At 68.9% G+C, this 14,252-nt stretch carries 13 protein-coding genes; 8 read left to right on the top strand and 5 right to left on the bottom strand.

The genetic code is table 11. The features are described 5' to 3' along the window. Nucleotides 1–70 precede the first annotated feature (70 nt). Nucleotides 71–703 carry a TetR/AcrR family transcriptional regulator gene (locus IFT54_RS16705; RefSeq protein WP_192071450.1) on the top strand — a complete coding sequence of 211 codons (633 nt, stop codon included), beginning with the start codon at nt 71–73 and terminating at the stop codon, nt 701–703. Nucleotides 704–708: 5 nt separating this feature from the next. Here IFT54_RS16705 and IFT54_RS16700 read toward each other — a convergent pair whose 3' ends face one another. Then, nucleotides 709–1,401, bottom strand: a complete 693-nt coding sequence (locus tag IFT54_RS16700; protein ID WP_192071449.1) for a hypothetical protein — start codon at nt 1,399–1,401, stop codon at nt 709–711. 165 nt (nt 1,402–1,566) lie between these two features. Here IFT54_RS16700 and IFT54_RS16695 point away from each other — a divergent pair, with 165 nt between their 5' ends. From IFT54_RS16695 to IFT54_RS16670, 6 genes are read left to right on the top strand one after another with little or no spacing between them, the layout of a single operon-like run. Next, nucleotides 1,567–4,392 (top strand): monovalent cation/H+ antiporter subunit A, encoded by a 2,826-nt coding sequence (locus IFT54_RS16695; protein ID WP_192071448.1) that lies wholly within the window; start codon nt 1,567–1,569, stop codon nt 4,390–4,392. After that, nucleotides 4,389–4,751, top strand: a complete 363-nt coding sequence (locus IFT54_RS16690; protein WP_031440531.1) for a Na+/H+ antiporter subunit C — start codon at nt 4,389–4,391, stop codon at nt 4,749–4,751. Before IFT54_RS16695 ends, IFT54_RS16690 begins: the two co-directional genes overlap by 4 nt. Next, nucleotides 4,748–6,271 (top strand): monovalent cation/H+ antiporter subunit D, encoded by a 1,524-nt coding sequence (locus IFT54_RS16685; protein ID WP_192071447.1) that lies wholly within the window; start codon nt 4,748–4,750, stop codon nt 6,269–6,271. The genes IFT54_RS16690 and IFT54_RS16685 overlap by 4 nt, the downstream gene beginning before the upstream one ends. Beyond that, nucleotides 6,268–6,759 (top strand): Na+/H+ antiporter subunit E, encoded by a 492-nt coding sequence (locus IFT54_RS16680; protein WP_056408796.1) that lies wholly within the window; start codon nt 6,268–6,270, stop codon nt 6,757–6,759. The genes IFT54_RS16685 and IFT54_RS16680 overlap by 4 nt, the downstream gene beginning before the upstream one ends. Then, the gene (locus IFT54_RS16675; RefSeq protein ID WP_037531531.1) at nt 6,756–7,025 is read left to right on the top strand and encodes a K+/H+ antiporter subunit F; all 270 of its coding nucleotides are present in this window, start codon (nt 6,756–6,758) and stop codon (nt 7,023–7,025) included. The genes IFT54_RS16680 and IFT54_RS16675 overlap by 4 nt, the downstream gene beginning before the upstream one ends. After that, nucleotides 7,022–7,441, top strand: a complete 420-nt coding sequence (locus IFT54_RS16670) for a Na+/H+ antiporter subunit G (protein WP_107931497.1) — start codon at nt 7,022–7,024, stop codon at nt 7,439–7,441. The genes IFT54_RS16675 and IFT54_RS16670 overlap by 4 nt, the downstream gene beginning before the upstream one ends. Nucleotides 7,442–7,469: 28 nt before the next feature. Here the strand turns inward: IFT54_RS16670 and IFT54_RS16665 are convergent, their stop codons facing one another. From IFT54_RS16665 to IFT54_RS16655, 3 genes are all read right to left on the bottom strand, one after another. Continuing rightward, the gene (locus IFT54_RS16665; protein WP_192071446.1) at nt 7,470–9,029 is read right to left on the bottom strand and encodes an alkaline phosphatase D family protein; all 1,560 of its coding nucleotides are present in this window, start codon (nt 9,027–9,029) and stop codon (nt 7,470–7,472) included. A 125-nt stretch (nt 9,030–9,154) separates the two neighbouring features. Continuing rightward, nucleotides 9,155–10,129: a FecR family protein gene (locus IFT54_RS16660; protein ID WP_192071445.1), complete on the bottom strand. Its 975-nt coding sequence runs from the start codon at nt 10,127–10,129 to the stop codon at nt 9,155–9,157. Continuing rightward, the gene (locus IFT54_RS16655) at nt 10,126–10,665 is read right to left on the bottom strand and encodes an RNA polymerase sigma factor (protein WP_051916211.1); all 540 of its coding nucleotides are present in this window, start codon (nt 10,663–10,665) and stop codon (nt 10,126–10,128) included. Before IFT54_RS16655 ends, IFT54_RS16660 begins: the two co-directional genes overlap by 4 nt. 233 nt (nt 10,666–10,898) lie before the next feature. Here IFT54_RS16655 and IFT54_RS16650 point away from each other — a divergent pair, with 233 nt between their 5' ends. Then, nucleotides 10,899–13,907, top strand: a complete 3,009-nt coding sequence (locus IFT54_RS16650) for a TonB-dependent receptor (protein WP_192071444.1) — start codon at nt 10,899–10,901, stop codon at nt 13,905–13,907. A 141-nt stretch (nt 13,908–14,048) separates the two neighbouring features. Here IFT54_RS16650 and IFT54_RS20275 read toward each other — a convergent pair. Next, the coding region (locus tag IFT54_RS20275; protein ID WP_206758145.1) for a hypothetical protein at nt 14,049–14,252 on the bottom strand (204 nt) is incomplete at its 5' end.

Raw genomic sequence — 14,252 nt, 5'->3', positions numbered from 1 at the left:
CTGCGTACGCTCGGCAGATGGTCCCGGGTCGTGGACTTGTCAATAAATAATCGTACCGTATAGTACGACTATGTCCGAGCCGAAAACCCGCCGCGATCTGAACCGCGAAGCCCGTCGCGAGACGATCGTGGCGACCGCGCGCGAGGCGTTTCTCGACCATGGCTATGCCGCCACCTCGATGTCGACGATCGCCACGCAGCTTGGCGGGTCGAAGGGGACGCTCTGGGCCTATTTCCCCTCCAAGGAGGATCTGTTCAGCGCGGTGCTCGACGACGTCACGTCGAACTTCCGCCAGAGCCTCGAGGATGCGCTGCGCCCGGGGCGCGACTGTGCGACGACGCTGCTCGATTTCCTCGAACGCTTCCAGGCCAAGCTGCTGCATCCCGACAACATCCGGCTGCACCGGCTGATCGTCGGCGAAGGCGGGCGGTTTCCCGAGATCGGCCGCATCTTCTATGCCCGCGGGCCGCAGATCGTGATCGAACAGCTTTCACTCTATCTGCGCGGCCGGATGGACGCCGGCGACCTGCGCGCCGATGATCCGGTGCAGGCGGCGATGCACCTGTTGCTGCTCGCCCAGGCGCAACAGAATCTGCGGCTCTGGGGGGTTGTCGGCATACCCGGTCCGGAGGAAGCGCGCCGGCAGGCGGCGCGCGCGCTCGACCTGTTCACGCGCGCTTATGGGGCAGAGGTCGCGCCGTAACGGCGTTACGCGCGGGTACCGGGAGCCGGAGCGTCCTCCCCCGCGGCAACCGTGTCGCCGCCCCCGCCGCCGCCGCCCTGTCCTCCACCGCCACCACCACCGCCACCGCCCGAACCACGGGCGGCTGAGGCGCCGTCGCCCTTGCCGCGGCCGCCGCCGGCGGCCGGCCGCGTCGGGCCCTGCGTGGGCAGGACCAGGTCGGTCGGGACGGGTGCCAGATCGAGCGCGGCGCGCACGAAATCGCGCAGCGACACCACCAGCGCATGCGTCGGGACCGGCCGGCCTGCCGCGAGTTCGCCCGCGGCCTGTGCGGCCAGCCGGACCTGCTCGTCGGTGCCGAGCAGGATGATGTCCGACAGCGCCGCCTCGACTGCGTCGCGGATCCGCCGGCCGCGGTCCGATCCCGTGTCGATCGTGACATCCGCCGCATCGGCAGGAACCGCCTCGCCCCGGCGACGCAGGTCGCGCCGATGCGCGGGGTCGACCGTCAGCGTGCCCGTGAAGGACCCACCCAGCGTCTTGTAGGCCGCGATCAGCGTACGCAGCCGTTCGTTGATCTGCCGGTTGATCCGTTCGCGGCGCTGCTGGATCGTCATCATCGTGACGAGGCGGATGCCGACGCCGATCGCGGTCACCAGCGCGAGCCCGAACAGCGTCAGCAACGTGGTCTGCCAGGAACTGAAGTCGATCGTGCGCATGGTCGCTCCGCTATTCCGGGGCGCGAGGCTCCCGATGCGGCATCAACGCGCATCGCGGGTCGATGCCCCCGGGATATCGTCAGGGCCGCTGGGCGTAGTCCGGTCGACCCGGAAGCCATATCGTGCGATGGCAAGTCTCGTGACGTCGCCGGGAAACGATCTGCCATGCCCCTGATGCTCCTGATGGTGCTGCCGTTCGCGGCGGCGCTGATGCTGGCGCTCGGCGCACGTGGCGGCCGTCGCATGCATGTCGGGATCGCCGCCGGTGCGAGCGCGGCGGGGCTCGCGCTGCTGCTTCTGGCCGCGCCCGCGGTCCTCGCGGGAACCCCGCTGACCGCGCGGATCGCGTGGATCCCGGCGCTCGGGGTCGATCTCAGCCTGTGGCTCGATCCGCTCGGGCTGCTGTTCGCCGGGCTGATCCTCGGCATCGGCCTGCTCGTCGTGATCTATGCGCAGGGCTATCTCGCCAAGGCTGAGCCGACCGGGCGGTTCCTGTCGTTCCTGATGCTGTTCCAGGGCGCGATGATCGGTATCGCGGTGTCGAACAACATCTTGCTGATGCTGATATTCTGGGAACTGACCAGCCTGTCGTCGTTCCTGCTGATCGGCTTCTGGCGCGACCGGGCCGACGCGCGGCAGGGCGCGCGGATGGCGCTCGCGGTGACGGGCGGCGGCGGGCTGGCGCTGATCGCGGGGATGCTGCTGCTCGGCCAGGCGGCGGGATCCTATGAGCTCGCGACGATCCTGACGCGTGGCGCCGTCGTCCAGGCGTCGCCGCTCTATCCTGCGATCCTGACGCTCGTCCTGCTCGGCGCGTTCACCAAGTCGGCGCAGTTCCCGTTCCATTTCTGGCTGCCGCACGCGATGGCCGCGCCGACGCCGGTCAGCGCCTATCTCCATTCCGCGACGATGGTGAAGGCGGGCGTCTTCCTGCTCGCGCGGCTGTGGCCGGTGCTCGCGGGCAGCGACTTGTGGTTTTATCTGGTCGCCTCGACCGGGCTCGTGACGATGCTGTTCGGCGCGGGCGTCGCGCTGTTCCGCAACGATCTGAAGGCGATCCTCGCCTATTCGACGATCAGCCAGCTCGGGCTGATGGTGATGCTGCTTGGTTTCGGCACGCCCGCCGCCGCCGCGGCGGCAGTATTCCACATTCTCAACCACGCCGCGTTCAAGGCGGCGCTGTTCATGAACGCGGGCATCGTCGATCACGAGACGGGGACGCGCGATATCCGTCGCCTCGGCGGGCTCGCCGCGCTGATGCCGCTGACCGCGACGCTCGGTACGCTGGCGGTCGCGGCGATGGCGGGGTTGCCGCCGCTCGGCGGGTTCATCTCCAAGGAAATGATGCTCGAACAAAGCCTGCATGCCGCGCACGATGGCCGGTCCTGGCTCGTGCCCCTGCTCGCGACGATCGCGGCGACGCTGTCGGTCGCCTATTCGCTGCGCTACGCCACCGGACAGTTTTTCGGGCGTCGCGCGACGGGGAATGTCGTCGCCCCGCACGATCCCGGGATGGCGATGATCGGACCGTCGATCGTGCTCGTGCTCGTCGCGCTCGGTTTCGGGCTGTTGCCGACGACGATCGCCGGGCCGCTGGTGCGCGCCGCGACGGGGGCGGTGATCGGTGGCAGCCCGCCCGCGCTGGATCTGGCGCTGTGGCACGGGATCAACCCCGCCCTGGGGATGAGCGCGCTCGCGGTCGTGATCGGTGCGCTGCTGCTGTGGCGGCGCGCGCCGGTCGCGCGCTGGCTGGACGGGCGGCGAACGCTCGATGCCAAGCGGCTGTTCGATGGCGCGATGGCGGCGATCGTCGCGCGCAGCCGCGACGCCTCGCTCGCGATTCATGCGCCGTCGCTGCAACGCTATCTGTTCATGCTGTTCGCGGTGGCGGTGCTGTTCGGGATCGATGCCGCGCTGACGCCCGGCGGGCTGCCCGCGGGGACGCGCGCGACGCTGCCCGCGTCGCCGGTCGCGGTCGTCGCCTGGTTCGCGCTGGTCGTCGCGACCGGCATCGTCGTGGTGATGCAACGTCAGCGCTTCCTCGCGCTGGTCTTCATCAGCGTCATTGGCCTCGTCATCGCGCTCGCCTTCGTCCATCTTTCCGCCCCCGATCTCGCGCTGACCCAGATCGCGGTCGAGGTCGTGACGATCCTGCTGATGCTGCTCGCGCTGCACCTGTTGCCCAAGGTCCCGCCGCAACTCTCGAGCCTGCCGCGCCGCAGCCGCGATGCGCTGCTGGCGGCGATCGCCGGGATCGGCACCGGCTGGGCGGCCTGGGCGGTGATGACGCGCGACCTGCGCGACACGGTCTCGTCCTTCCACTGGGCGAACAGCTATCCGGGCGGCGGCGGGACCAATGTCGTCAACGTGACCCTGGTCGATTTCCGCGCGTTCGACACCTTGGGCGAGATCATCGTGCTCGGGATCGCGGGGCTGGCCATCTATGCGCTGCTCGAGCCCGCGGCGCGCGGCACGGCGGGGCGGCGGTTGCGCGAATGGCGGCACGACATGCCGCATTCGCCCGAGCGCCACCCGATGATGTTCGTGATGGCGACGCGGCTGCTGCTGCCGCTCGCGCTGCTGGTCGGCCTCTACATCTTCCTGCGCGGGCATAACCAGCCCGGCGGCGGGTTCATCGCCGCGCTGGTCGTCTCGATTGCGATCCTGCTGCAATATCTCGCCTCGGGCTTCGACTGGACCGACGACCGCCGCCGTATCGGCGAACATCCGTTGATCGCGGTCGGCGTGCTGATCGCGACCGCGACGGGGCTCGGCTCGCTCGTCTTCGGCGCGCGCTTCCTGACGAGCAGCTTCGGCTATTTCCACATTCCGCTGGTCGGCGAGGTCGAGCTGGCGACCGCGATGTTCTTCGACACCGGCGTCGCCTGCGTCGTCGTCGGCGCGGTGATGATGGCGCTCGCCCAGCTCAGCCACGTTGCGCAGCGCGCGGCGCGCAGCCGCGATCAGGCCGACGAGGAGACATCGGCATGAGTCTGGAATTCCTGATCGCCAGCGGAATCGCGGTGCTGACCGCGGGCGGCGTCTATCTCGCGCTGCGCGGGCGCACCTTTCAGGTCGTGCTCGGGCTGACCTTGCTGTCCTACGCCGTGAACCTGTTCCTGTTCGCGATCGGTCGGCTCGTCGTCGACCGCCCGCCGCTGTTCGCCAAGGGCGTGACCGACCATGCCGATCCGCTGCCCCAGGCGCTGGTGCTGACCGCGATCGTGATCACCTTCGGGATGACCGCGCTGGTCGTCATCCTGTCGCTGCGCAGTTTCCTCGAAAGCGGATCCGATCAGGTCGACGGCATCGCCGACGCCGTCCCCGGCCCGGAGCAGGATCGCGCATGACGCTGCTCGACCATCTCGTGATCGCGCCGGTCGTGATCCCCGCGATCATCGCGCCGCTGACGCTGATGGTGATGCGGCGGCGGCGGCATGTCGGCGTCGCGCTGTCGCTCGCCGGCTGCACCGCGATGCTGGTCGTCGCGCTCGCGCTGTTCGGCATCGCGCAGGACGATTCGATCCGCGCCTATCCGCTCGGCGGCTGGCCCGCTCCGTTCGGGATCGTGCTGGTGCTCGACCGGCTGTCCGCCATGATGCTGGTGCTCGCGGCGGTGCTGGCGCTGGTGGTGATGCTCCACGCGGTCGTCACCGCGGTCGACCGCAAGGGCTGGCATTTCCACCCCCTGTTCCAGTTCCAGCTGCTCGGGCTGAACGGCGCGTTTCTGACCGGGGACCTGTTCAACCTGTTCGTGTTCTTCGAAGTGCTGCTGATCGCCTCCTACGGGCTGATGCTCCACGGTCAGGGGGCGGCGCGGCTGAAGGCGGGGGTCGCCTATGTCGTCGTCAACATCGTCGGCTCGGCGCTGTTCCTGATCGCGCTGGGGCTGCTCTACGGGCTGACCGGCATGCTCAACATGGCCGATCTCGGCCAGCGCATCGCCGCACTGGGCGCGGCGGATCAGGGGCTGATCCGGCTCGCCGGGCTGTTGCTGCTCGCGGTGTTCGCGCTGAAGGCGGCGGTCGTGCCGCTGCATCTGTGGCTGCCGCGCACCTATGCCGCGACCGCGCCGGTCGTCGCCGCGCTGTTCGCGATCATGACCAAGGTCGGCGTCTATGCGATGATCCGGGTCGTGCCGCTGATCTTCGGCGATGCCGCGGGCGCCGCCGCCTGGGTGCCAGCGCCGTGGCTGCTGCCCGCCGCCGTGCTGACCGCGATCACCGGCTTCGTCGGCGTGCTGGCGGCGCGCGCGATGCGCGAACAGGCGGCGTTCGCGATCCTCGGCTCGACCGGGACGCTGCTGCTCGCGGTTTCCTGCTGGACGCAGGCGACGACCGCCGCCGCGCTGTTCTATCTCGTCCACGCGACGCTGGCGGGCGCGGCGCTGTTCCTCGTCGCCGACGTGACGCTGCGCCGACGCGGCCAATATAGCGACGCGATCGTCCCCAGTCCGCGCTTTGCGGGGCAGCAGGCGACCGGGCTGCTGTTCCTCGCCGCGACGATCGCCGCGGTCGGCCTGCCGCCGCTGTCGGGGTTCGTCGCCAAGCTGTTCATCCTCCAGAGCAGCGTCACGGCCGAGCCATGGCCGGTGATCTGGGCGACGGTGCTGGGCACCACGCTGATCGGCGTGGTCGGCTTTGCCCGCAGCGGCAGCACGCTGTTCTGGAAGGCGGCCGACGATGCCGACCCGATCGCCGGCGCGGACCGGTCGCGCGCCGAACTGATCGCGCCGGCGACGCTGCTCGTGCTGCTCGCGCTGCTGACGCTGGGTGCCGGCTGGGCCACCGCACAGGCACAGGCGACCGCCGCGCAGATCTATGCCCCCGATCGCTATGCGGCGGCGGTCCTGACGGAGGCGACGCGATGATCAAGCGCCTCCTCCCCCACCCGGCGCTGACCGCGATGCTGGTCGTCGTCTGGCTGCTGATGGCGAACAGCATCACGGTCGGCGGGATCCTGCTCGGTCTGGTCTTCGGGATCGTCCTGCCCAAGTTCACCGAGCCCTTCTGGCCCGATCGCCCCCGCGTCCGCTTCGGCCGCGCGCTGCTCGGCTATGTCGGCCTCGTGCTCTACGACATCGTCGTCGCCAATTTCGAGGTCGCGCGGCTGATCCTGTTCCGGCGCAACCGCGATCTCCGCTCGCGCTGGCTGGTCGTGCCCGTCGCCCTGTCGTCGCCCGAGGCGATCACCGTGCTCGCCGCGACGATCAGCCTGACGCCGGGGACGGTCTCGTCCGACGTCTCCGCCGACGGGCGCTTCCTGCTGGTCCACGCGCTCGACGTCGCGGACGCGGCCGCCGAGATCGCGCGGATCAAGACCCGCTACGAGGCGCCGCTGCTGAGGATCTTCGCATGATCGCCATAGCCTTGCAGATCGCCGCCATCGCCATCGCGCTCGCGTTGCTGCTCAACGGCTGGCGGCTGTACCGCGGGCCCGCGCTCGCCGACCGGATCCTCGCGCTCGACACCATGGTGATCAACGTCATCGCGGTGATCGTCGTGATCGGCATGATGGGCGGCAACGACACCTATTTCGAAGCCGCGCTGCTGCTGGCGATGGTCGGGTTCGTCAGCACCATCGCCTATTGCAAGTTCCTCCTGCGCGGGGACATCGTCGAATGAGCGGCATCGTCGAGATCGTCATCGCCGGCCTGATCCTGCTCGGCGCGGCATTCGTGCTGATCGGTAGCTGGGGGCTGGTCCGCCTGCCCTCGACGATGGAGCGGCTGCACGGCCCGACCAAGGCGACGACGCTCGGGCTCGGCGGGCTGCTGCTGGCGTCGGTCGTGTTCTTCCAGGTCCGGCTCGGCGTCTGGACCGCGCACGAGCTGCTGATCTCGCTGTTCCTGTTCATCACCGCGCCGATTTCGGCGAACATGATCGCCAAGGTCCATCTCCACCGTGCGCGTACCGGCGACCGCCCCGATCACGACGGCATTGCGGGGCCGCCGCCCCGCCCCGACCCGGATGGCGAAGGCGAATGGGCGACGTTCGAGGCGCCGCATACCGACACGCAGGCCTCGATCGAAAACCCCTGAGCGTCCGCACGGGGGTCGCGCAACCGCGTCAGGCCGGCTGTGGCCCGGGCTGTTTCGGATCCACCACGAACTTGGCGAAGGTGGAGATCGACCCGCCCGGCCGATCGACCTGATCCATCACCTTCACCTCGGCAAGCCAGCGGTCCGGCGTCACGGTGAACAGCTGATAGCCGCGCTGGTTGTTGAGCAGGCTGACGTTCGGATTATGGTCGAGCGCGCGCGTCTCGCCCGCATAACGCGCACCGCCGGTGCCGCCCGACGAGATCGAGGTCGCGAGAAACTCGGTCGCGATCGCGGGACCGCCCAGGTCGTTCGCGTCGCGCGGGACCGAACCGACGACATTCTGGTGCAGGTCACCGCTGCCGATCACGACATTGGTCAGCCCGCGCCGCGCGATGCCGTCGACGAGCCGCTGCCGCGCGAGCGGATAGCCGTTCCAATTGTCCTTGCCGACCACCGGCGTCGTCGCGCCGTCCTTGCGCGCGTCATAGGGCATGAACAGCACCTGCTGCGCGATGAAGTTCCACCGGGCGTCATTGGCGAGCCCGTCGTCGAGCCAGCGCTCCTGCGCGGCCCCCAGCATCGTGCGCCCCGGCCGGTCGACGGGCACGCAGGCGTCGAGTTCGCCCCGCGCGATCCCGGGCCGCTCGCAGAGCTGGTCGCTGCGGGCCGAGCGCGTGTCGAGCACGTGCATCCGCGCCAGCGTGCCGTAATCGAACCGGCGATAGGCGCGCCCGGTCCCGGGCCGTTGCGCGCGGCGGACGGGGACATGCTCGTACCAGGCCTGCAACGCCGCGGCCTTGCGCGCGGCGAACACCGGCGGCGGGTTGCCGTCCTTGTCGAATTCGCCCGCCCAATTGTCGTCGATCTCGTGATCGTCGAACGACATGATGAACGCGACCGCCGCATGCGCCGCCTGCAGGTCGGGATCCGCCTTGTACTGCGCATAGCGGCGACGATACTGGTCGAGCGTATGGGTCTCGGTGCCGAGGTGCTTGCGCGGACTGGGCTCGGCCCGGGTCGCCATCTCGTAGATATAGTCGCCATAATGGAAGACCGCGTCGAGATCGGGCTCGCGCGCGACATGCGCATAGGCGGTGAAGAAGCCCGTCTCGAAATCCTGGCACCCCAGCATCGCCAGCCGCAGCCGATCGAGCGACGCGCCCGCCGCAGGCGCGGTGCGCGCGGTCCCCACCGGGCTCGATCCGGCACCCTGGACGAGGAAGCGATACCAATAGGGGCGGTGCGATCGCAGCCCGTCGACCTCGACATGGACCGAATGCGCAAGCGTCGCGTCGGCGACCGCCGATCCCGTCCGGACGATCTTGCGGAAACCGGGGTCCTCGGCGATGTCCCAGCGGACCGGAACATCATGCGGCGGCATGCCGCCGTCCGGGGTCTGCGGCTCGGGCGCCAGCCGGGTCCAGATCACGAACCCGTCGGGCCAGGGGTCTCCGGAGGCGACACCGAGCGTGAACGGATCGCGCGTGAACGTCGCCTTCGCCAGCAACCGCGGCGCCCCCGCCCCGCCCAGCATTGCGAGCGAGAGGCCGGCCTTGACCAGATTGCGGCGATCGAACTGAGCCATAAGGACACTCCCTGCGGCAGCGCGCGCCTGCAGCGCCCGACCGGCGTCGCAGCGCGACCTGCTATGCCGGAAAGACGGAGCAGCGGGGCAAAACCCGACAGACAAAAGAACGGGCGGCGGCGATCCTACGGATTCCCGCGCTCACCCGCCGGGCGGATGGCGATCGCGTCTTTCCCGTAAGCGACATCGACCTGATAGGCCGCCTGCACCGCCTGCAATGCGCGGTCGGTATCGGAAATATGGAAGCGGCCGCTGATCGGAAGCGCCTGCAGGCCGCGATCCTCCAACAGGATCGGCCGCGCCGAGTAACGCTGAACCTTGCCGATCAGCACCGCGAGCGGAACGTCGGACGCCTCGAACCACCCCGACTTCCACTCGGGCGCGCTCGCCGCGATGCGCGGTTGCGCCGTGACCTGCCCGTCGACGACGCGTGCGCCGTCGCCCTTGTGCAGCACCAGATCCGCTTCCCCGGCGACGCCGACCTCGACCGCACCGCGATAGACGACCACGGCGGTGCGCGTCGGCGACTGGCGGTCGACGTTGAACGCGGTGCCTAGCACGCGGACGGATGTGGTGCCGCTCGCGACCCGGAACATCCGGCTGCGTTCGTGGCGGATATCGAAATAGGCCTCGCCGCGGACGAGCTCGGCACCGCGGTGCCACGGCAGAATTCGCACGCGCAGCTCGGTGTCGCCGCTCAGGTCGACGCGCGACCCGTCCGCGAGCACGACGGTGCGGCTTTCGCCAGGGCCGGTGCGATAGCGCGTCGTCGCCAGCATCGGCCCGAGCAGTGCGATCACAAGCAGCATCGCGCAGGCCGCAGCGGCGAGCCACGGCGCCGATCGCCGCCCCCGACGCGCGCGATCGACCCGCGGGGCCGGCGGGATCGCGGCCGCAGGGGCGCACGCCGCGGTCCCGAGCGCCTCGACCAGCGCCTCCGATTGCCAGAGCGCCTGCATCTCGGCGAAGACCGCGCGGTGCCGCGGTGACGCTGCCATCCACGCATCGAAGTCCGGCCCCGCCGCGGCATCGAACGCCGGCTGGTTGAGCCGGTCGATCCACGCGGCGGCATCCTCGGCGATCTGGCTCTCGCGGCTCATCGCCCGCGTCCGCACGCAATCGCCTCTCCCGGCATCGCCTTGTGAAGGTCTGCCAGGCCGCGGGTGATGTGTTTCTCGACTGCCTTCGGGCTCAACCCCAGATCCCTCGCTATCGCCGCGCAGCTTTGCCCCTGCAAACGGCGGCGGACAAGCACGTCGCGGCGCAGCGGCGGCATGGCGTCGAGCGCGTCCCGGAGGATCGCGACCGCCTCGCGGCCGACCAGTACCCGATCCGGCAGGGGCGCCTGGCTGACGGGCTCCTCCGCGCGTTCGGCGACATAGCGGCGGTCCCTGCGATGATGGTCGACCAACAGATTCGCGGCGATCCGAAAGCCGAGCGCATAGATGCTGACCAGCTTCTGCACGCGCCCCTGGTGCACCAGTCGCGACAGCGTCTCCTGCACGACGTCCTCGACGACATCGACCCGGCTGGTCCGCGCGCGGACATAGCGACTCAGCGTCGCCGCGATCGCGCGCCAGTCCTCGACCGCGGGCTCGCCCGCGCGGGTGTCGATCTGGGGAAGCGTCGCTGGCATGGCTCGTCCGGGTTGTTGATCCCGGCGACCTAGGCCGCGTTTGTGACAATTTCGGAGAGGGTGCGACAAGGAGTTCGCGCGGACGCCGCCCGATCCCCCAAATTGTGCAGCACCACCGTCAGTATAAACACCGACCTACATCAGACTTCGCTGTCATATAACTGAAACCAAATACTTTGTCGGGTTTCCGGGCGCCTGCCCGTCTTGCCCTCGAACCATCTCGGGGGGAAATCATGTTTCATAGAATTCGTCTGGCGCGGCGTCTGCTCGCGTCCGTCGCACTGTCCGGCCTCGTCTGCGCGCCTGCGATTGCGCAGACCGCACCACCGGCACCACGCCAGTTCAGCTTCGACGTTCCCGCACAGGGTCTCGCCGACGCGCTCCTCGCCTTCTCACGGCTGACCGGGCTGCAGCTCGCGACGTCGCCGTCGCTGCTGCAGGGCGCACGCAGCCAGCGCCTGCGCGGGCGGATGACCGCGGAACAGGCGCTCGCGCGGATCACCGCGGGCAGCGCGGTCGACGGCAGGATCGTCGGCGGCACGGTCACCGTCGCGCGGCACATGGGGCCGGTGACGACGGCATACGCTCCTGCCGCGGCGCCCGGCGGGACCGAAGCCCAGGCGATCGCGCAGGCCACGCAGCCTGACCCCCTCGCCGATGACGGTGCCGACATCGTCGTCCGGGGCTACCGCCAGAGCGTCGCCAAGGCGCAGCAGATCAAGAAGGCCGCAACCGGGTCGCAGGAGGTGATCCTGGCGCAGGACATCGCCGCGTTTCCCGACCAGAACCTCGCCGAGGCGCTCCAGCGCATCCCCGGCGTCGCGATCACCCGCGACAGCGGCGAGGGCCGCCAGATCTCGCTACGCGGCCTTGGCGCGGATTTCACCCGCACGCAGCTGAACGGCATGGAGGTGCTCACCAATACCTCGTCGGGGCTCGACAGCCGTTCGTCGGTCAGCCGGTCGCGCGCGTTCGACTACAGCATCTTCGCGTCCGAGCTGTTCAACAAGGTCGTCGTCGAGAAATCCTATGCGGCGCAGCAGGACGAGGGCGGCATCGGCGGCACGGTCGGGCTGCACACCGCCAAGCCGTTCGACTATGACGGGCTCACCGTCGTCGCCTCCGCCCGCGGCCAGGCGAACCAATATACCAAGACGGTCACACCGCGCCTCGTCGGGCTGATATCCGATCGTTGGGGAGATTTCGGCGTCCTCGCCTCGGTCGCGTACAGCACCGCCGAGACCGTCGAGTTCGGCTATCGCAACTGGAACTGGTCGCAGATCAATTTCGGCGCGGCCAATGTCGGGCCCGCCGTCTCCGCGGCGGACCGCGCGCTCCTGGTGGGCGCGACCGGTGCCGCACGCGTCTGGAACAGCCGTGCGCAGACTTACGCCACGTTCTTCAACAAGCGCGAACGCCTCGGCGTCACCACCGCACTGCAATATCATCCCGACGACCGCACCGACGTCTCGCTTGACCTGCTCTATGGCCGGCTGAACAACGACCGGCGCTCGGGCGTGATCGGCGCCGCGGGGACCAACGGCGTCGCCGCGAACAACGTGACCGGCACGCAGCTGCTGACCGGCGTCACCTTCGACGATTTCAACGACATCGTCGGCGCGTCGTTCGACCGCGTCGACATGCGCACCGAATCCAAGGTGACGCATGACCAGACGACCTTCTGGCAGGCCGCGCTCAACGCGCATACCGATCTCGCCAGCAACCTGACGCTCAACGTCCTGGGCGGCTGGTCGCGATCGACCTTCGCATCGCGCTATGCCCAGGTCTATCTCGAGGCGGTCGGCAAGAGCTATTCCTTTTCGGGGCTGAACACCGCCTCGCCGCGGACCGACTATGGCTTCGACACCACCGACGCGTCGCAATGGGATTTGCAGGGCCTCGAGACCCGCGCCGACCGGATCGAGAGCGAATTCTACAACAGCAAGGCAGAGCTTGCCTGGACCGTCGCCACGGGGTCGACGATCAAGGCGGGCGCGGGGTTCAAGCGCTTCACCAATGGCGGCTGGCAGCGCAAGGTCGCGCCCAGCTACGAGAACAAGCCGGGCGTGCCCGACGTCCCGACCAGCGTCCTGACCGACAGCACGCTCGCCCCCTATGTGATCGGCGATGTCGCCGGCACCTATGCGCTGCTCGGCCAGAGTATGACCGTCGACGCGAACAGCACCGTCGCCGGCACCGCCTATGACCTGACCGAACGGACCTATGGCGCCTATCTGCAATATGACCTCGCCACCCGGCTCGGCGCGATCGGCCTGCGCGCCAATGTCGGCGTGCGCTATTACCATACCGATCTCGGATCCGCCGGAACCGCGCTGGTCGGCAGCGCGCTCGTCCCGGTCAGCGTGACCAACCGCTATGACGGTTTCCTGCCCGCGGCGAACCTCGCCTTCGACCTCAGCCGGTCGGTCGTCTTCCGGCTGAGCGGCAATCGCAATCTGAGCCGCCCTGCGCTCAGCGACATGCGCGCGGCCGGGACGCTCAACCTCGCCTCGTTCGGCGGCACGATCGCGGCCGGCAACCCCAATCTGAAGCCGTTCATCGCCGATTCGATCGAGACGTCGCTCGAATATTATGACGGCACGCGCGGATCGCTCGCGATCGGCGCCTTCTACAAGCATATGGACTCGTACATCACGTCGGAGACGCGGCTCGTGTCCTACGCCTCGACCGGCTATCCGGCGGCGCTGCTGCCCGTCGGCGTCGACCCTGCGGTGCTGGTGAACTATACGCGCCCGATCAACGGCCCCGGCGCGTCGATCAAGGGGATCGAGGTCGCCGCAAAGCGCGACTTCGACTTCCTGCCCGCGCCGTTCGACAAGCTCGGCATACTCGGCAACGTCACGGTCGCCAGCGGGTCGACCGACGTCTTCTATGCGGGCGTGCCGGTCCGCCTGCCGCTGCCGACATTGTCGAAATTCTCGTCGAACGCGACGCTCTATTACGACACCGATCGCTGGGGCGCGCGTGGCTCGATCGCAACGCGCTCGCGCTATCGCTGGGGCGATGGCGGCAACGGCAATATCGGCGAATATATCAAGGGCACCACGAACCTCGACGCCTCGGCCTATGTCAATCTGACACCGCGGTTCAAGCTGACGCTCGACGTGATCAACATCACCGACGAGCCGATCGTCCAATATGCCGACGGCACCGCAAAGCGGGTGATGACCAACACCGTCAGCGGCCGCACCGTCGCGTTCGGCGGGACGATGCGCTTCTGAACGAGCACAGGGGCAGGTCGGTCACCGGCCTGCCCCACGCACCGGGATCGTGTGGCCCTTCACCGATCCGGAGCATCATCTGCCCCCCTGGGGCCCGCAATCGAGCGATACCAACGATAGCGCGCGCGCCGTGCGGCAGCATTATCCTGATGCCGGGATTCCACAAACGTACACCCGCACAGGCACGGCCGGTTCGGCATTCTTGTCGCGTGGTCTGTCGCGACCGGCGAAGGACACCGCAAACGACGACAGCCCCGATGCTTTCGCATCGGGGCTGTCGTAGGATTTGGTTGCGGGGACAGGATTTGAACCTGTGACCTTCAGGTTATGAGCCTGACGAGCTAC

The organism is Sphingomonas sp. CFBP 13714 (assembly GCF_014842205.1).
GTDB classification, from domain to species: Bacteria; Pseudomonadota; Alphaproteobacteria; order Sphingomonadales; family Sphingomonadaceae; genus Sphingomonas; species Sphingomonas aerolata.
Note: the sequence above shows the minus strand (reverse complement) of the source record. Positions and strands in the feature narration are given on the sequence as shown.